Origin of the sequence: Sphingomonas sp. 22R3R2A-7 (genome assembly GCF_036856055.1) — a bacterium.
Lineage (GTDB): Bacteria > Pseudomonadota > Alphaproteobacteria > Sphingomonadales > Sphingomonadaceae > Sphingomonas.
In genome coordinates this window covers 441342-458972 of the sequence record NZ_JASPFR010000001.1, presented here as the reverse complement: position 1 = coordinate 458972, position 17631 = coordinate 441342, and the positions used below count along the sequence as shown (strand labels likewise).

Below are 17631 nucleotides of genomic sequence, written 5' to 3'. Positions count from 1 at the left end.
GAGGACGCGCGCGCGGGGGAACCGTCAGAAACTGTAAACCAGCGACGCGCGGCTCGTCGTGTCCGTGGTCATCGACCCGACCGGCGGTTCGCTTTCATATTGGACCGTATAGGACAGCGACGCCGACAAGGGGCCGATCAGCTTGGCGTTGAGCGCGGTCGTGCCGCCGAGCGTGCTGTTGTATCGCTGGACATAGGCGGACGCGATCTGGCTGACCGACAGACCGTTGGTGATCCGCCAGCTGAAGTTCATCGTCCCGCGTGCGGCGATCGCGCTCTGGACCGTATCGTCGGTGAAGTCGGTATTCCGATAGGCCGGGCCGAGTTCGAGATCGAGCCTTGTCCGTGCCGTCTTCAGCACGCTGTAGCCCGCACCGACCGATGCCGAGTAGCGGTTGTTGTAGCCGAGAAACCGGTCGCCTTCATACTGAAGCGCGCCATAGAGGTAGGCGCGATCGTCGAACTTGTAGTTGGGCTCGTACGACGCGAGATAATGCTCGCGCGTCGTGATGTTGAGGTTCGACTGATAGTCCGCCTGACCGTGAAACTTGTGACGCCAGCGAAGGCCTTCGCGGTTGAGATCGAGGACGGCACTCCCGCCGGCGGTATCCGAATTGCCCGTCGTGAGGTAGCCGCCGACCTCCGCCTTGCCGCTCCAGAGATCGAGGAAGCTCGCCTGGCGGATGACCTGCGTGCGCTGTGCCGCGCGGTCTGCCTTCCATTTCTCGGCGATCGCGAGCACCGCATCGCCGCTCAGCGGGTCCGCCGCGCGCGCGTATTTGACGATCGTCGAGACGTCGTTCTCGTTGCCCGCCTCGAGCGCCGCGTCGAGCATCGCGCGGATCGTTTCCGGAATCATCACCATCTGCGCTGCCGCGGGCGCGGCGGCCGAGCACATGGCCGCAGCCGACGCCGATATGGCAAGAAAGGAGAAACGGGTCACGCGCACAGCGTTCCGTAACGTCGATCTCGCGGAATGGGAACGGTATAGCGCTACCTCGGTGCGCCAAGATGTGGCGCGAGAGCGGCCAGCACCTTTTCATAAAGCAATTTCTTGAATGGTATGATGACGGCCGGCAGTTCGCCGGGTTCGATCCATCGCCACGCGCCGAATTCGGGGTGCGGGGTATCGATCGCGATGTCCGCGTCGACCCCCAGAAACCGGTACAGGAACCAGCGCTGACGCTGCCCGCGCCACTTGCCTTTCCACGCCTTGCCGATGAGTTCGGCGGGGAGATCATAGGTGAACTCGCCGGGCGCCTCGGCGATCAGTTCGACCTTGTCGGGCGTCACCCCGGTTTCCTCACACAATTCGCGCAGCGCCGCGGCCTGCGCGTCTTCGCCGGGGTCGATCCCGCCCTGCGGCATCTGCCATGCCTCGATCGCCGTATCGAGACGCTGGCCGACAAAGACCATCCCCCGCCGGTCGATCATCATGATACCCGCGCAAGGGCGGTAGGGGAGCGTGGTGGTGTTGGTCATGCGCAGGTGAAACGCTCGATCCGACCCTTCGAGTCGACATAGACGTTCAGGCGATCCTGTCGAAAGTCCATCGTCACTGCCGTATCGGGTGCGATCCAGCGGAGCGTCCGGGCGCCCGAGCGCGCCTGCATCACGTCGGCGCGCGCGTCGCTTGCCCGCTTGCCGACGAGATCGCCGAGCGCGTCGGGCTTGCAGCTTGCGGACGGAGCCGGTGACGGGGCGGGGGCCGGGTCGCGGAGCTGGACCGGGGTGCAGGCGGCGGCGGCCAGTGCGGCGGCGGCAAGCGCGTACTTCATGCGGCATCCTCGGTGCGGGTCATCTTGAGCTTGCCGTTGATGACCGCGAACGCCAGCCGTCCCTCGACAAGGTCAAGCGCATCGCGACCGAACTGATCGAAGCGCCATCCTTCGAGCATCGGCAATCCATGCCGGACGCCCGCGGCGAGCGCTTCGAGTTCGTCCGTGCGGGCCAGCAGCTTGGATGCGACGTCGATATCGCGCGAGCGGATTTTGAGCAGCAGCTTGAGCAGATCCGCGACCAGCGAGCCTTCCTTGCCAAGCCCCGGCTTGCGATCGTCGCGCGGCGGCAACTCGTCATCGCCGAGCGGCATCGCGCCTTCGATCGCGGCCATCAGGCGGCTGCCGATGTCGTTCCCCGCCCAGGTCGCCGACAGGCCGCGCACGCGTGCGAGATCGGACTGTTTCTTGGGCGGATGCCCCGCCATGTCGCCGAGCGTCTCGTCCTTGACGATCCGGCCGCGCGGCAGGTCCTTTGCCTGCGCCTCGAGCTCGCGCCAGCGAGCGAGCGCCTTGAGCCGGCCCAGCACGTCCGGCTTGCGGCCCGAAATGCGGACGCGCTTCCAGGCGAGGTCGGGATCGTTGGCATAATTGGCGATATCGCCGAGCCGCTCCATCTCCTGATCGAGCCACTGGCCGCGCCCCGTCTTGCGCAGGCGCTCGAGCATCTTGGGGAAGATCTTCGACAGATGCGTCACGTCGCCGATCGCATACTCGATCTGCCGCGCATCGAGCGGGCGGCGTGCCCAGTCGGTGAAGCGCGCGCCCTTGTCGACCGCGATGCCGAGCCAGCTGTCGACGAGGTTCGAATAGCCGATCTGCTCGCCCTGGCCGAGCGCCATCGCCGCGACCTGCGTGTCGAACAGCGGGAAGGGCGTCTTGCCCGTGAGGTTGTAGACGATCTCGATATCCTGCCCGCCCGCATGGACGACCTTCAGCACGTCGTGATTCTCGACGAGCAGGTCGAGCAGCGGCTTCAGGTCGATCCCCGGCGCCATCGGGTCGATCGCCGCGGCTTCCTTGTCGTCGGCGATCTGGATCAGGCACAGCTCCGGGTAATAGGTGCTCTCGCGCATGAATTCGGTGTCGACGCACACATAGTCGGCGTCGGCCATGCGCGCGCACAGATTGGCGAGCGTGGCACTGTCGGAGATAAGCGGGTGGATATGCATGACGTTTCCATAGCGAGGGTAGTCCGGGTTGACAAAGGCGGGTGAGGAAGGGAAGCGCGAGACACCTGTTTATCGTCCGAGAAGACCCATCATGCACGCCTATCGCACCCATAACTGCGCAGCCCTCCGTCCCGAACAGGTCGGCGAGGAGGTCCGCGTGTCGGGCTGGGTTCACAAGAAGCGCGATCATGGCGACCTGGTCTTCATCGATCTGCGCGATCACTACGGCATCACGCAGATCGTCACCGACGTGTCCGGCCCCGTCTTCAAGGTCATCGAGGGCCTGAAGAGCGAGAGCGTCGTCACGATCACCGGCAAGGTCACCGCACGCGCACCCGAGGCGGTGAACCCGAACCTGCCGACCGGCGGGATCGAGATCCGCGCGACCGCCGCGACGGTCCAGTCGATGGCCGGCGAGCTGCCGATGCCGGTCGCGGGCGAAGCAGAATATCCCGAGGATATCCGCCTGCGCTATCGCTATCTCGACCTGCGTCGCGAACGGCTTCACGCGAACATCATGCTCCGCTCGAAGGTCATCACCTCGCTGCGCAACCGCATGAACGACCAGGGCTTCACCGAATTCCAGACGCCGATCCTGACCGCGTCGTCGCCCGAGGGCGCGCGCGACTATCTGGTGCCGAGCCGCGTGCATCCGGGCAAGTTCTACGCGCTGCCGCAGGCGCCACAGATGTTCAAGCAGCTGCTGATGGTCGCGGGCTTCGACCGCTATTTCCAGATCGCCCCCTGCTTCCGCGACGAGGACGCGCGCGCCGATCGTTCGCCGGGCGAGTTCTACCAGCTCGATTTCGAGATGAGCTTCGTCACGCAGGACGACGTGTTCAACGCGATCGAGCCCGTCCTGCACGGCGTGTTCGAGGAGTTCGCCGACTGGCAAGGCAAGGGACGCCAAGTGTCTGCGCTCCCGTTCAAGCGCATCCCCTACCGCGAATCGATGCTGAAATACGGCAGCGACAAGCCCGATCTGCGCAACCCGATCCTGATCCACGACGTCGGCCATCACTTCGTCGATTCGGGCTTCGGCCTGTTCGCGGGTATCGTCGCCGGCGGTGACGTGGTGCGCGCGATCCCCGCGCCGAACACCGCGGAGAAGAGCCGCAAGTTCTTCACCGACATGAACGACTGGGCGCGCGCCGAAGGTCATGCGGGGCTCGGCTACATCACGCAGAAGAACGGCGAGCTGGGCGGCCCGATCGCCAAGAACCACGGCGAGGAGGCGACGCGGAAACTCATCGCCGAGATGGGCCTCGGTCCCAACGACGGCATCTTCTTCGCCGCCGGCAAGGAGCTCGCCGCTGCCAAGCTCGCCGGCGCTGCGCGTGCGCGGATCGGTGCGGATCTCGGCCTGATCGACGAGAACCGCTTCGAATTCTGCTGGATCGTCGACTTCCCGATGTTCGAATATGACGAGGACGCCAAGAAGGTCGACTTCAGCCACAACCCGTTCTCGATGCCGCAGGGCGAGATGGACGCGCTGGAGACCAAGGATCCGCTCGATATTCTCGCGTACCAGTACGACATCGTCTGCAACGGCGTCGAACTGTCGTCGGGCGCGATCCGGAACCATCGGCCCGAGATCATGTACAAGGCGTTCGAGATCGCGGGCTACACGCAGGCCGATGTCGACACGAACTTCGCGGGCATGATCAACGCGTTCAAGGTCGGCGCACCGCCGCATGGCGGCTCTGCACCCGGGATCGACCGGATGGTGATGCTGCTCGCGGGCGAGCCCAACATCCGCGAGGTCGTGCTGTTCCCGATGAACCAGAAGGCCGAGGATCTGATGATGGGCGCGCCGAGCCCGGTCAGCGCCAGGCAGCTCAAGGAACTCAACATCCGCCTGACCGTCGATGGTCCGAAGGATCCGGCCAAGGTCGTCGCACCGACTGGCGGCTGACCCTGCCCGGCGACGATCAGCCGGAAAAACCTGGACCGCCCCCGTCGTCTGGAGCCGAATGGCGGACGGGGGCGTTTCCGTAGCCATTCCACTACGGAGCGTCCCATGTCGATCGATCTCACGCAGTATGAAGCCGGCGCCGACTATGATGGCCGGTATCGGCGTGATCTCGCCGCGCTGCAGAAGCGGCTGGAGCACATCCAGGTCGCGCACATCGTCAACAAGCGTCCGGCCGTCGTCATGTTGGAGGGCTGGGATGCCGCGGGCAAGGGCGGGATCATTCAGCGGCTGTCGGCGGAGTGGGATCCTCGCACCTATCGGGTCTGGCCGATCGCCGCGCCCAGCAGCGACGAAAAGGCGCATCATTTCCTGTGGCGCTTTTGGCAACGGCTTCCCGCCGACGGGTCGATCGCGGTCTTCGACCGGAGCTGGTACGGCCGCGTCCTGGTCGAACGCGTCGAGCAATTCGCGAGCGAGGCCGAATGGCGCCGCGCCTATGACGCGATCAACGCGTTCGAGGCGGGATTGATCGGCAACGATACCACGCTGATCAAGATCTTCGTCCATATCACGCAGGAGGAGCAGGACCGCCGGCTCAAGGCGCGGCTTCGCGATCCGTGGAAGCACTGGAAGACGGGGCTCGACGATTATCACAACCGGTCGCGGCGCGCCGAGTATCTGGAGGCGATGCACGAAATGTTCGAGCGCACCGATACCGCCGAGGCGCCCTGGGTCGTGATCGATGGCAATGACAAGAAGGCTGCGCGGATCGCCGCGCTGACGGTGATCGCCGATCGGCTGGAGGCTGGCGTCCGGATGGTCCCGCCGCCGCTCGATCCTGCGGTACTCAAGGTTGCCAAGAAGGCACTGAAGCTCTGATCCGGCCGCAGCCTCGTGATGTTGACGTTCGCGGGATCAACATGAATTTCGTGTCACATATGCAATCCATGTTAGCGCACGGGTGTCGCGTCGACTGTTAGTCCCGCTTATTCAAGGGGTGCATCCGCGTCGCGGCTGCCTGACAAGGCTCTGGCGATGACCAATCTCGGATGCATGATGATCGACATGGCGGGTGTAATCGTCGAGGCCGACCCGGCGATCTGTGCGACGTTGCGTGCGCCCGCCGAGATACTCATCGGGAGCAACCTGTTCGACTTCACCGCGCCCGCCGATCGCGAGCGGTGCATGCACCTGTTCTCGCAGGTGCAGTCGAATGGCATCCCCGTCAGTACGGTCAAACGGCTGATCCGAAGCGATTCATCGCACCTCTGGATTCAGAGCCATGTGTCGATCGCGTCGCGGACGTCGGAGGGCGTCCGTATTCACATCGTGGTTCAGGACGGCAGACAGCCGAGTTCGACGATGCGGCCCGAAGCGCTGCTCAAGACGGCGCGGCTGACGTTCGAGGCGCGGCGTGCGCGGACCGAAATCTTCTCGGCATCGCTCTTTGCCGACAGCGCATGGGACATCCTCCTCGCCGCCTATATCAGCGAGGCGGAAGGGCGCGTGCTCGGCATGGCGGACGTCGCGAAGATGCTCGGGATGAGTGTCGTCAACGTCACGCGCTGGATGCGCGCGCTGAGTGCGGAGGGGCTCGTCGACTATGAAATCGGCGACGATACGCAACTGGCCAATGTGGCATTCCGCTTGTCGTGCGACGCGCACCAGCGGTTCGAACGCTATCTGTCCGAACGCTACATCACCGCGGTGGCCGCGGTGCCGAAACCCGATCCCTTCATGTAAAACCTGCAGAAATCCGCATGCATGTTGTCTCGGATAGCCGGGATCGCTATCTCGCCACCATGAACGACATGACCACGGTTGCCATCCCTCGCGCGCGCAAGCCCGACTGGATCCGCGTCAAGGCGCCCACCTCGGCGGGCTTTGCCAAGACCCGCGAACTGATGCGGTCGAAAAGCCTGACGACGGTGTGCGAGGAGGCGGCCTGCCCCAATATCGGCGAGTGCTGGTCGAAGAAGCACGCGACCGTGATGATCCTCGGCGACACCTGCACACGCGCCTGCGCGTTCTGCAACGTCAAGACGGGCATGCCGCGCAAGGTCGATGCGATGGAACCGCAGAACGTCGCCGACGCCGCGGCGCAGATGGGGCTCAACCACATCGTCATCACGTCGGTCGATCGCGACGACTTGCCCGATGGTGGTGCATCGCAGTTCGTGAAGGTCATCCAGGCGATCCGCCGGTCGAACCCCACGACGACGATCGAGATCCTGACACCCGATTTCCGCAACAAGGCGCAGGCGGCGATCGAGTCGATCGTCGAGGCGCGCCCCGATGTCTACAACCACAACCTCGAAACGGTGCCGCGCCTCTATCCGACGATCCGGCCGGGCGCGCGCTATTACGCGTCGCTGCGGCTGCTCGAGAGCGTCAAGCGGCATGATCCGTCGATCTTCACCAAGTCGGGCGTGATGCTGGGTCTTGGCGAGGAGCGGCTTGAGATCCATCAGGTGATGGACGACATGCGCTGCGCCGACATCGATTTCCTCACGATGGGTCAGTATCTTCAGCCGACCCCGCGGCATGCGAAGGTCGCCGAGTTCGTCACGCCCAAGGCGTTCGACGCCTATGCCTCGATCGCGCGCGCGAAGGGCTTCATGCTGGTCGCCTCGTCGCCGCTGACGCGTTCGAGCTATCATGCCGGCGACGATTTCGCCAAGTTGCGCGCCAACCGCGATGCCAAGCTGGGGGTCGTTCGCGACTGATGCCCAAGCATACCGAAACGCGCCATCTGCCCTATACACCCGAACAGATGTTCGACCTGGTGGCCGACGTCCGTCGCTACCCGGAATTCCTGCCGTGGGTCAGCGCGATGCGCGTCCGGAGCGATAGCGAGAGCGAGACGCTCGCCGACATGATCGTCGGGTTCAAGGGGCTGCGCGAGACCTTCACCTCACGCGTCGAAAAGACGCGACCGACGGACCTTTCGGTCGATTATGTCGATGGTCCGCTCAAATATTTGCGCAACGACTGGCATTTCCGGCCGACCGATACCGGATGCGCGGTCGACTTCACGGTCGACTTCGCGTTCAAGAACCGGATGTTCGAGCTGATTGCCGGCCAGGTCTTCGGCTCGGCGCTGCGCAAGATGATCGGCGCGTTCGAGACACGCGCCGCCGAGCTTTACGGCGCGGGATCGTCGACCGGCATCAGCAGTTCGAGCGCACACAGCGCCGCCTGAAGGCGGATGCCACCGCGGCCCAGATCGCCGAAGTCGCGGCGGTCGGCATGGACGTCGTTGCGATCGCCGCCTTTTTCGGCACGGGCGAACACCACGGTGCCAACGGGCTTCTTGGCGCTGCCGCCACCCGGGCCGGCGATGCCCGTGATCGCGACCGCGACGTCGGCGCCCGATTTCTCCAGCGCCCCCTGCGCCATGCTCCACGCCACTGCGATAGACACCGCGCCGAACGTTTCGAGCACGTCGGCGCTGACCTTCAGCAGGCGAAGCTTCGCGTCGTTGGAATAGGTGACGAAACCGATCTCGAACACGTCCGAAGAGCCGGGGATCTCGGTCAGTGCCGCCGCGACCAGCCCGCCGGTGCAGCTCTCGGCGACGGCGACGCGTCGTCCAAGCGCCTTGTTCGCCTCGACCACCTTCCGGGCGGCATCGATCAGTTCGGGGGGCAGGACGGTATCCATCAGCGATTTCCCTGGAGCGTGCACAAGGGCAGGTCGGGGACCATCCGGACGCCCTGACGCGCCTTGTCGGCCTTCAGATAGCGCAGCGTCTCGACCACGATGCCCGCCGTGTTGCGCGGGGAGGGGCTGTAGCAGCGTGATCAGCCGGTCGATCGTCCCGCAGTCGCGTGGCGCGATCCGGCCGACGATCTGCGGAACGAGAAGGCTGGTCAGCAGCGGTCGCGCAAACTCGGAATCGAGCAGCGCATCGACCGCCGGGTCGCTCAGCTTGACGATCGCCGCACGCGCGGACGGCCAGGCACGATCGGCTTCGCCCTGATAGCGGCCGATCAGCGCGCTCGACTGGTTGCGTACGAGGCTGGTCGCGGGAAGCTGCGCCGCGCAGACGCGCCCTGTCTCGCGGATGATGTCGGGCAGCGCGACCAGGGTCATCGCCTCGGCCTCGGGCGCGGTGATGCACTGCGCCTGCGCACTGACCGGGCTCGCGATCGCCGCCGCTGCCATGAGGATTGCCGAAAGCTTCAACCCAGTGCTCCTGAACTGCTGGTGGGGAGCGTGATCGTCGCGACGGCCTGCGCCGCGATCCCCTCGCCGCGCCCGGTGAAGCCGAGGCGTTCGGTCGTCGTCGCCTTGATGCTGACCCGGTCGGGTGTCAGGTGCAGAAGCTCGGCGATCCGCGCGGTCATCGCGCCGCGGTGCGGGCCGATCTTCGGCGCCTCGCACATGATCGTCAGGTCGACAAAGCCGATCCTGCCGCCCTTGTCCGCGATCAACCGCGCGGCATGCTGAAGGAACTGCACCGAATCAGCGCCTTTCCACTGCGGATCGCTGGGCGGGAAATGCGTGCCGATATCGCCCGCCGCGATCGTGCCGAGCAGCGCATCGGTCAGCGCGTGCAGCGCGACATCGGCATCGCTGTGGCCCGACAACCCCTTGTCATGGGGAATCCTCACCCCGCCGAGCCACAATTCCTCGCCGGTCTCGAGACGGTGGACGTCGAACCCCATCGCGGTGCGGGTTTCACGGGGGGCGCGGGCTTCTGCCGCAGCGAAATCATCGGGATGCGTTACTTTGTCGAGCATCGGATCGCCCTGCACGAATGCGACGCGTCCGCCAAGTCGGCGGACCATCTGGCCGTCGTCGGTCGCCTCCTCGTCGCCGGGCCATGCGGCATGCGCGGCGCGGAGCGGGCCGACCCGGAATCCCTGCGGCGTCTGGACGCGGTAGAGCGCGTCGCGGGGGACGACGTCGCCCAGCCAGGTGGCGCCGTCCTCGCGCGCGCCCCGTGCCAGCGTATCGACGACCGCCATGACCGGGATGGCGGCGTCGCACGTCGACAGCGCGTCGACGACGGCACCGATCACCGCGGCGGGCACAAACGGGCGCGCCGCGTCGTGGATCAGCACGCGGTCCACGTCATCGAGGTGCACGAGCCCGTTTGCGACCGAGTCGCGCCGCGTCGTGCCGCCGATGACGATCGTCACCTCGTCATGAAGGTCCGCCAGTGCCTCACGGGCCAGCGCGACCTGGTCCCTGGCAACGATGACGATCATGTCGGTTATGGCGGGGTGGGCCTGCATTGCGGTGACAGCATGCACGAGCATCGGCCGCCCTGCGACGACGGCGAATTGCTTGGGCACAGTGCCGCCCGCGCGTACGCCGGCACCGGCCGCGACGATCATCGCGACGGTACGCGCGGCAGGCCGGGCAGGCTTGGGATCGGAGGCATTCATCATCCCCGGCAATTAGCGCGTCGATCAAAGCCAGACCAGTCCGCCAGGCGCGGGGTCGCCCCGGCTTGTCAGTCACCGCCTCGGCCTGTATAACTGCCTCTTTTTTGGGCACATCATGCGTCAGCTATCTCCAATCCAGATCGGCCCGGTCCGTATCGAAAGTCCTGTCGTGCTTGCGCCGATGACGGGTGTGACGGACATGCCGTTCCGCACGCTTGTCCGTCGCTATGGCAGCGGGTTGAACGTGACGGAGATGGTCGCGAGCCAGGCGGCGATCCGCGAGACGCGGCAGTCGATCCAGAAGGCGGCGTGGGATCGGCTCGAGGAACCCGTATCGATGCAGCTCGTCGGCTGTACCCCATACGAGATGGGGGAAGCCGCGCGGCTCAGCCAGGATCGCGGTGCGGCGATCGTCGACATCAACATGGGATGTCCGGTCCGGAAGATCGTCAACGGCGATGCCGGGTCGGCGCTCATGCGCGACGTGAAGCTTGCGACGCAGATCATCGAGGCCACCGTCAAGGCGGTCCAGGTGCCGGTCACGCTCAAGATGCGAATGGGCTGGTGCCATGACAGCCTCAACGCGCCCGAACTGTCCCGGATCGCGGAGGACCTCGGCGTCAAGCTGATCACGGTCCACGGCCGGACGCGAAACCAGATGTACAAGGGCAGCGCAGACTGGCGGTTCGTCCGGCAGGTCAAGGATGCCGTCACGATCCCGGTCATTGTCAATGGCGACATCTGCTCGATCGAGGACGCGGAGACGGCGCTCGACCACTCGGGCGCGGACGGCCTGATGATTGGTCGCGGCGCCTATGGCCGGCCGTGGCTGCTCAACCAGGTCATGACGTGGTTCGCGACCGGACGGCGCATTGCCGATCCGTCGATCGACGAGCAATATACCGCGATCGCAGGCCATTACGAGGCGATGCTCGAACATTACGGGATCGAGACCGGCGTCAACATGGCGCGCAAGCATATCGGCTGGTACACCAAGGGGCTGCACGGCTCGGCGGAGTTCCGGAACCGCGTGAACCAGATTGCGGATCCCAATCAGGTCAAGGCGATGCTCGCCGAGTTCTACGCCCCCTGGCGTCACCTTGCCGCAGCCTGAGCCGTCGATCACCGGTCGCCCGGGGTTCGACGCACTCTTCGCCGCATTGCCCGTCGCCGCGATCGTCGTCGGCCCGGACGAGTGTGTCGCGCACGCCAACGCACTTGCCGAAACATTGCTCAACCAGTCCGAACGCGTGATGCTGGGACAGCCGATCGCGACGATCCTGCCGACGCCCGATCCGATGCGAAACTCGGAGCACCGCGGGCTCGCAGTTTATGATGCCGAGATCGTCACCGCACGCGGCGTGAAGATCCGCGTCGACTTCGCCGAGACGCTGATCCCGGACCATCCCGGCTGGCGGGCGATCACGCTGCATTCAGCCGCGATTTCGCGTCGCCTCGGATATCTCGCCGACCGGACGGGGGGCGCGCGCTGCGGTCGGGGCGGCAGCGATGCTGGCGCACGAAATCAAGAACCCCCTGTCGGGTATCCGCGGAGCCGCGCAGTTGCTCGGTGCCGGCGAACTGACGACGCTGATCACGACCGAGGTCGACCGTATCGCCGCGCTGATCGATCGGATGCAGGACTTCAGCGATACGCGACCCTTGCCGCTCGCCGCGGAGAATATCTATCCGCTCCTGACGCACGCGCGGCGGTTGGCGCTGGCCGGGTTCGCGCGCGGGATCACGATCGAGGAGCGGTTCGATCCCTCGCTGCCCCCCGCGCAGATCAACCGCGATGCGCTCCTCCAGATCCTGATCAACTTGCTGAAGAACGCGCGCGAAGCTGTTGGAAATGCAGACGATGCGCGGATCATCATGACGACGGCCTATCGTCACGGCATCACCGTCAGCGGGGCGCCGGGCAAGCCGAGGCAGCCGCTGCCGATCGAGATCTGCGTGTTCGACAACGGGCCCGGCGCCCCCCGACATCGCCGAACACCTGTTCGATCCGTTTGTCTCGGGGCGTCGCGAGGGGCAGGGGCTCGGCCTCGCGCTGGTCGACAAGCTGACGCGCGACATGGGCGGGATCGTGCAATATGCGCGAGAGGGGACTCCGGAAATGACGGTTCTACGTTTGCTGCTGCCACGAGCCGCGTCGTGAGGATCTGCGCATGAGCCAGGTCCTCGTCGTCGACGACGATGCCGCCATCCGCACCGTCGTCGCGCAGGCATTGCGTCGTGCAGGTCATGACGTCGTCGTCGCGGACAGCCTTGCTCAGCTCGAGCGCGCGCTGGCGATCGCGGTGCCCGACGTCCTGATCACCGATGTCATCCTGCCGGACGGTGACGGGCTCGAGCATGTCCGCTCGATAACGACGCGGTTTCCGACGCTGCCGGTGATCATATTGTCCGCGCAGAACACGCTGACGACCGCGGTCCGCGCGGCCGAGGCGGGGGCGTATGAATATCTCCCCAAGCCGTTCGATCTCGACGTCCTGGCGCGGGCGGTGACGGGCGCGGCTGCGCGCGGCGGGATCCTGACGGATGACGGGATCGGCGCCGAGGACCGCGAACTGCCGCTGATCGGGCGGTCTGCGGCGATGCAGGACGTCTACAGGGTCATCGCGCGCGTCATCTCGAACGACCTGACCGTCCTGATCTCGGGCGAGTCGGGGACGGGCAAGGAGCTCGTCGCGCGCGCGATCCACGATCTCGGGCATCGCAGCGCGGCCCCGTTCGTCGCGCTCAACATGGCCGCGATCCCGCGCGAGCTGATCGAGGCCGAGCTCTTCGGGCATGAGCGCGGTGCCTTCACGGGGGCCGGCGCGCGCAATGCCGGACGGTTCGAGCAGGCGGCAGGGGGGACGCTGTTCCTCGACGAGATCGGCGACATGCCGATGGATGCCCAGACGCGTCTCTTGCGCGTGCTCCAGTCGGGCGAGTTCACGACGGTCGGCGGTGCGCGGCAGATCCGCGTCGACGTGCGCATTCTCGCAGCGACCAACCGCAATCTTGCCGCACAGGTCGCGAGCGGCCAGTTCCGCGAGGATTTGTTCTATCGATTGAACGTCGTCCCCGTCACGTTGCCACCGCTGCGCGAGCGGCGGCAGGATGTCGCGCTGCTTGCACGGCATTTTCTCGATCACGCCGCCAACCAGGGCCTGCCACGGCGACAGCTCGCCAGCGATGCGATCGTCGCGCTGGGGGCGTATGACTGGCCGGGCAACGTCCGCGAGCTTGAAAACCTCATGCGCCGCCTCGCGGTCCTGTCGCGTGACGAGGTCATCGGTGCGGACGCGATCCAGGCGATGCTCGGCGCACGCACGCGGGGTGCCGATCCCGTCAATCTCGACATGGAGGGGGCGGTCCGCGCCCTGATCGCGCAGATCGAGCGCGACGATCCCGCCGCGCTCGACGACGGCAGCCTGTACGACCGCGTCATCGGCGAGGTCGAGCGGCCGCTGATCGAGCTGATGCTCGCGCGGCATGGCCAGAGACCAGCTTCGCGCCGCCCGCGCGATGGGGATCAATCGCAACACGCTGCGCAAGCGACTGGACACGCTCGGCATCGACGTCGGCGTCGAGCCTGGGAGGCTGGACGGCGTACCCCCGGGCTGAACGGGCGGCGGGCTGATCGGTCCGCCGGGGCGATCCGGCGATTATGTGGTTTCCCGGCAACAATTGTCGTTGTATCAAGGCAACGATGATCGCCACAGCGACGCTACCAATCGACGAGGACGTCCCGCCGCACCGGTTCGCCGTCACCCCGGCCATCGAAGCCATGGTCGTCGCGCTTGCCGTCATCGTCGCGGTCGCGAGCTATCTCGTCATCAGTACGGCCGATTCGCCGCAACGGCTGATCGCCCCGCCGCTCATCGCCTTGCTGCTGATCGCAAACCTCGTCCCGGGTATCGCGCTGCTGATGCTGCTCGGACGCCGCGTGGCGATGCGCAGGGCGGCGCGGTCGCCGATCGGCGGGGGCGGGCGGCTCCACGTCCGGCTGGTGACGCTCTTCTCGATCGTCGCGGCGGTGCCGATGCTGCTCGTCACGATCTTCGCGTCGCTGCTGTTCCAATATGGCGTGCAGTTCTGGTATTCGGACCAGGCGCGCGGCATGCTGGAAAACGCGACCGAGCTTGCCCAGTCCTCCTACGCGCGCCAGCTCAGCCGCTGGGAAGAGGCGAGCGTGACGATGGCCGCCGACATGTCCAACTATCTCCGCGAGCGGTCGCTGCAGAGCCCGGACTTTTCCGGCTATTTCTATCAGCAGGTCTATTATCGCAGCCTGTCCGAGGCGGCGCTGTTCAAGGTCACCCCGCAGAACGAGATCCAGACGTTCGCCGTCGTCAATCCGTACGAGATCGATTTCACGCGTCAGGTCACGCCGGACGCGATCAAGGAACTCCGCAGCGGCAAGCCCGCCGTCGTATCGGTCACGGGCGAACGGATCCGGACGATCACGATGCTGCCGGGCGCGGACGAGCTGTTCCTCTATGCGGGCCGCGTCGAGGACACCAAGCTGCTCTCGGGGCAGACGCAGCGTGCGAATGCGGTGCTCGCCGGCTACCGGCAGCTGCTTGCCCGATCGCGAAGCCTGCAACTGCTGTTCAATGCCGCGTTGCTCGGGATCTCGCTGCTGATCGTCGGGATCGCGGTCTGGATCGCGCTGGCGGTCGCGGATCGCCTCGTCCGGCCGGTGGGCGAACTCGTCGATGCGGCGCGCCGGGTCGCCGCCGGGGATCTCACGGCGCGCGTGCCCGATCCCCGAAGCCGCGACGAAGTCGGAACGCTGGCGCGCGCGTTCAACCAGATGACGGGGCGGCTGCACGAGCAGAATGCCGATCTGATGACCGCGAACGACCAGCTTGAGACGCGACGTGCGCTGATCGAGGCGGTGATGGCGGATGTCTCGGCGGGCGTCGTCGCGGCTGCCAACGACCGGGTCATTCGCATCGCCAATCGATCCGCGACGCAGTTGCTCGGCGTCGACGGGCTCGTCGGGCGGACGCTGCACGACGTGGCGCCGGAACTCGACGCGCTGGTCCAGGAGGGCGGTCGCGAGGCGATCGTCCAGGTCGGGCAGGCGGGCGAGGCACGCACGCTCGCCGTCCGGATCGCGCATGCCCCGACCGGCCCGATCCTGACGTTCGACGACATCACGCAGCAGCTGCTCGACCAGCGCCGTGCGGCATGGTCCGACGTCGCGCGGCGGATCGCGCACGAGATCAAGAACCCGCTGACCCCGATCCAGCTCGCGGCCGAGCGGCTGCAGCGCCGCTATGGCAGCAAGATCGACGTCGAGGACGGCACGTTCGCACGACTGACCGACACGATCATCCGACAGGTCGCCGACCTGCGCCGGATGGTCGACGAATTCTCGTCGTTCGCCCGGATGCCCAAGCCCGTCTTCCGCGAGGAATCGCTGCTCGACGCCGCGCGCCAGGCAATGTTCCTCCACGAGGTCGCGCATCCCGGCATCCGGTTCCTGCTCGTGCACGACGATCCGGGCCCGATGCTCGTCTGCGATCGTCGCCAGATCGGCCAGGCGCTGACCAACATCGTCAAGAACGCGGTCGAGGCGATCGAGACGCGCAAGGACGACGAGGGCGGCGCGGTGACGATGACGCTGACCGAGACGCTCCACGAGGGGCGCGTGCTGTCCGTGGCGATCGAGGTGGCGGATACCGGCATCGGACTTCCCGCCGATCGCGATCGGATCATCGAGCCCTATATGACGACACGCGCTCGCGGCACGGGGCTGGGACTTGCCATCGTCAAGAAGATCATCGAGGAACATTGCGGGACGATCGGATTTTCGGATCGTCCCGGTGGTGGGACCGTCGTCACCATGAATTTCGATGCCAGAGCGCTGGCAGCACTCGACCAGGGGGCATCCGCACTCGAGCCGGCAGGGGAAGGCCAGCTCGTCGCAATGAACCGCAACCGGACATGATTTGATGGCGCTCGATATTCTCGTCGTGGACGACGAACGTGACATTCGCGAACTGGTCGCCGGCGTCCTGGAGGACGAAGGCTACCAGACGCGTGATGCCGGCGACAGCGATGCCGCGCTGGAGGCGATCGCCGCACGGCGGCCGTCGCTGGTGTTGCTGGATGTCTGGCTTCAGGGGTCGCGGCTCGATGGGCTCGAACTGCTCGACGAGATCAAGCGGCGCGACCCGTCGATCCCGGTGCTCGTGATTTCGGGGCACGGGAACCTCGATACCGCAGTCGCGGCGATCCGCCGGGGCGCGTCCGATTTCATCGAGAAGCCCTTCGAGGCCGAGCGGCTGCTGCTGATGGTCGCGCGTGCGACCGAGACCGAGCGGCTGCGTCGCGAGGTCGCGTCGCTACGCGCGACGGTCGGTCGTGAAACCGACCTGACCGGAAGCTCGGGCGCGATCAACGGCGTCCGGGCCACCTTGAAGCGCGTCGCCGCGACGGGCAGCCGCGTACTGATCATGGGCGGTGCAGGGGTCGGCAAGGAAGTGGCCGCGCGGCTGCTGCACGGCTGGAGCCTGCGCACCGACGCGCCGTTCATCATCGTCAGCGCCGCGCGAATGACCCCCGAGCGCGTCGACGAGGAGCTGTTTGGTGCCGAGGATACCGGCGACGTGGTCCGGCCCGGGCTGCTCGAACAGGCGCATGGCGGCACGCTGTTCCTCGACGAGATCGCGGACATGCCGATCGCGACGCAGGCACGGATCCTGCGCGTGCTGACCGACCAGAGCTTCACGCGCGTCGGTGGCACGCGCGTGGTCAAGGTCGATGTCCGCGTCGTGTCGGCGACTGCGCGCGATCTCGTCCACGAGATCGCCGAGGGACGCTTCCGCGAGGACCTCTATTACCGGTTGAACGTCGTACCCGTGGTGATCCCGCCGCTCGCGGACCGCCGTGAGGACATTCCCGCGCTGGTCCAGCATTTCATCGCGCATTATGCCGCCGAGCGCCGCGTGCGGACGCCGGAAATCGCGCCCGACGCGATGGTTGCGCTGCAATCCTATGACTGGCCGGGCAATGTCCGCCAGCTTCGCAATGTCGTCGAGCGTACCATCATCCTCGCGCCGGGCGACCGGATCGGGCGGATCGACCTCGACCTGCTGCCCGCCGAGGTGCTCGGCGATCAGGGGGACATGAGCGGGGCGGGGGGGACCGCGATCATGGGGTCGCCGCTCCGCGAGGCGCGCGAGACGTTCGAGCGCGAATATCTGCGCGTTCAGATCCGGCGTTTCTCGGGCAATATCTCGCGCACCGCCAGCTTCATCGGGATGGAGCGATCGGCGCTGCATCGCAAACTGAAGCTGCTGGGGATCACCGAAACGCGCGAAGAATGATCGTGCGGCGCGGTATCAGGCTATGGACGTAGCGACA

At 66.2% G+C, this 17631-nt stretch carries 14 protein-coding genes and 2 pseudogenes; 10 read left to right on the top strand and 6 right to left on the bottom strand.

All coding sequences use genetic code 11. From position 1 onward, the window contains the following. Positions 1-24: 24 nt before the first annotated feature. Genes QP165_RS02100 through rnd form a run of 4 tightly spaced genes read right to left on the bottom strand, consistent with a single transcriptional unit; the run spans position 25 to position 2949 of the window. Positions 25-942 carry a DUF481 domain-containing protein gene (locus QP165_RS02100; RefSeq protein ID WP_333993489.1) on the bottom strand — a complete coding sequence of 306 codons (918 nt, stop codon included), beginning with the start codon at positions 940-942 and terminating at the stop codon, positions 25-27. 50 nt (positions 943-992) lie between these two features. Then, positions 993-1481 carry an RNA pyrophosphohydrolase gene (locus QP165_RS02095; RefSeq protein ID WP_333993488.1) on the bottom strand — a complete coding sequence of 163 codons (489 nt, stop codon included), beginning with the start codon at positions 1479-1481 and terminating at the stop codon, positions 993-995. After that, complete coding sequence (locus QP165_RS02090) at positions 1478-1777, bottom strand: I78 family peptidase inhibitor (protein ID WP_333993486.1); 300 nt, start codon at positions 1775-1777, stop codon at positions 1478-1480. Before QP165_RS02090 ends, QP165_RS02095 begins: the two co-directional genes overlap by 4 nt. Then, a complete protein-coding gene (gene rnd, locus QP165_RS02085; protein WP_056023209.1) occupies positions 1774-2949 on the bottom strand; it encodes a ribonuclease D in 1176 nt (391 codons plus the stop codon). The genes QP165_RS02090 and rnd overlap by 4 nt, the downstream gene beginning before the upstream one ends. Positions 2950-3040: 91 nt before the next feature. Here rnd and aspS point away from each other — a divergent pair, with 91 nt between their 5' ends. The 5 genes from aspS to QP165_RS02060 all read left to right on the top strand — a co-directional run bounded on the left by aspS (position 3041) and on the right by QP165_RS02060 (position 8066). Next, positions 3041-4864: an aspartate--tRNA ligase gene (aspS, locus tag QP165_RS02080; RefSeq protein ID WP_333993483.1), complete on the top strand. Its 1824-nt coding sequence runs from the start codon at positions 3041-3043 to the stop codon at positions 4862-4864. A gap of 105 nt (positions 4865-4969) precedes the next feature. Continuing rightward, complete coding sequence (locus QP165_RS02075) at positions 4970-5743, top strand: polyphosphate kinase 2 family protein (protein WP_333993481.1); 774 nt, start codon at positions 4970-4972, stop codon at positions 5741-5743. A gap of 156 nt (positions 5744-5899) precedes the next feature. Further along, on the top strand, positions 5900-6607 hold the full coding sequence (locus tag QP165_RS02070) for a PAS domain-containing protein (protein ID WP_333993479.1): 708 nt from the start codon (positions 5900-5902) through the stop codon (positions 6605-6607). A 68-nt stretch (positions 6608-6675) separates the two neighbouring features. Next, entirely contained in the window at positions 6676-7590 is a 915-nt protein-coding gene (lipA, locus tag QP165_RS02065; protein WP_443019348.1) for a lipoyl synthase, read from the top strand. Next, a complete protein-coding gene (locus QP165_RS02060; RefSeq protein ID WP_333993477.1) occupies positions 7590-8066 on the top strand; it encodes a type II toxin-antitoxin system RatA family toxin in 477 nt (158 codons plus the stop codon). Before lipA ends, QP165_RS02060 begins: the two co-directional genes overlap by 1 nt. Here QP165_RS02060 and QP165_RS02055 read toward each other — a convergent pair. Beyond that, entirely contained in the window at positions 8009-8527 is a 519-nt protein-coding gene (locus tag QP165_RS02055) for a CinA family protein (RefSeq protein ID WP_333996913.1), read from the bottom strand. The genes QP165_RS02060 and QP165_RS02055 overlap by 58 nt on opposite strands. 521 nt (positions 8528-9048) lie before the next feature. Further along, positions 9049-10260 carry a bifunctional 2-C-methyl-D-erythritol 4-phosphate cytidylyltransferase/2-C-methyl-D-erythritol 2,4-cyclodiphosphate synthase gene (locus tag QP165_RS02050; protein ID WP_333993476.1) on the bottom strand — a complete coding sequence of 404 codons (1212 nt, stop codon included), beginning with the start codon at positions 10258-10260 and terminating at the stop codon, positions 9049-9051. Between the two features lie 115 nt (positions 10261-10375). Between QP165_RS02050 and dusB the strand changes: the two genes are divergently transcribed. From dusB to ntrX, 5 genes and pseudogenes are all read left to right on the top strand, one after another. Continuing rightward, positions 10376-11374 carry a tRNA dihydrouridine synthase DusB gene (gene dusB / locus QP165_RS02045; RefSeq protein ID WP_056023189.1) on the top strand — a complete coding sequence of 333 codons (999 nt, stop codon included), beginning with the start codon at positions 10376-10378 and terminating at the stop codon, positions 11372-11374. Continuing rightward, a pseudogene (locus tag QP165_RS02040) lies at positions 11361-12421 on the top strand (two-component system sensor histidine kinase NtrB). The gene dusB and the pseudogene QP165_RS02040 overlap by 14 nt, the downstream one beginning before the upstream one ends. 10 nt (positions 12422-12431) lie before the next feature. Next, positions 12432-13878: pseudogene (ntrC, locus tag QP165_RS02035) on the top strand (nitrogen regulation protein NR(I)). An 85-nt stretch (positions 13879-13963) separates the two neighbouring features. Beyond that, positions 13964-16213, top strand: coding sequence for a sensor histidine kinase (locus QP165_RS02030; RefSeq protein ID WP_333993474.1), 2250 nt, complete (start codon positions 13964-13966; stop codon positions 16211-16213). A 4-nt stretch (positions 16214-16217) separates the two neighbouring features. Beyond that, entirely contained in the window at positions 16218-17594 is a 1377-nt protein-coding gene (gene ntrX, locus QP165_RS02025; protein ID WP_056023181.1) for a nitrogen assimilation response regulator NtrX, read from the top strand. The last annotated feature ends 37 nt before the right edge of the window (positions 17595-17631 follow it).

Excerpts from the sequence above, each read along its gene's own strand:
- QP165_RS02095 (WP_333993488.1), bottom strand. The coding sequence starts at position 1,481 with ATGACCAACACCACCACGCTCCCCTACCGCCCTTGCGCGGGTATCATG.
- QP165_RS02090 (WP_333993486.1), bottom strand. The coding sequence starts at position 1,777 with ATGAAGTACGCGCTTGCCGCCGCCGCACTGGCCGCCGCCGCCTGCACC.
- rnd (WP_056023209.1), bottom strand. The coding sequence starts at position 2,949 with ATGCATATCCACCCGCTTATCTCCGACAGTGCCACGCTCGCCAATCTG.
- aspS (WP_333993483.1), top strand. The coding sequence starts at position 3,041 with ATGCACGCCTATCGCACCCATAACTGCGCAGCCCTCCGTCCCGAACAG.
- QP165_RS02075 (WP_333993481.1), top strand. The coding sequence starts at position 4,970 with ATGTCGATCGATCTCACGCAGTATGAAGCCGGCGCCGACTATGATGGC.
- QP165_RS02070 (WP_333993479.1), top strand. The coding sequence starts at position 5,900 with ATGACCAATCTCGGATGCATGATGATCGACATGGCGGGTGTAATCGTC.
- lipA (WP_443019348.1), top strand. The coding sequence starts at position 6,676 with ATGACCACGGTTGCCATCCCTCGCGCGCGCAAGCCCGACTGGATCCGC.
- QP165_RS02060 (WP_333993477.1), top strand. The coding sequence starts at position 7,590 with ATGCCCAAGCATACCGAAACGCGCCATCTGCCCTATACACCCGAACAG.
- QP165_RS02055 (WP_333996913.1), bottom strand. The coding sequence starts at position 8,527 with ATGGATACCGTCCTGCCCCCCGAACTGATCGATGCCGCCCGGAAGGTG.
- QP165_RS02050 (WP_333993476.1), bottom strand. The coding sequence starts at position 10,260 with ATGAATGCCTCCGATCCCAAGCCTGCCCGGCCTGCCGCGCGTACCGTC.
- dusB (WP_056023189.1), top strand. The coding sequence starts at position 10,376 with ATGCGTCAGCTATCTCCAATCCAGATCGGCCCGGTCCGTATCGAAAGT.
- QP165_RS02030 (WP_333993474.1), top strand. The coding sequence starts at position 13,964 with ATGATCGCCACAGCGACGCTACCAATCGACGAGGACGTCCCGCCGCAC.
- ntrX (WP_056023181.1), top strand. The coding sequence starts at position 16,218 with ATGGCGCTCGATATTCTCGTCGTGGACGACGAACGTGACATTCGCGAA.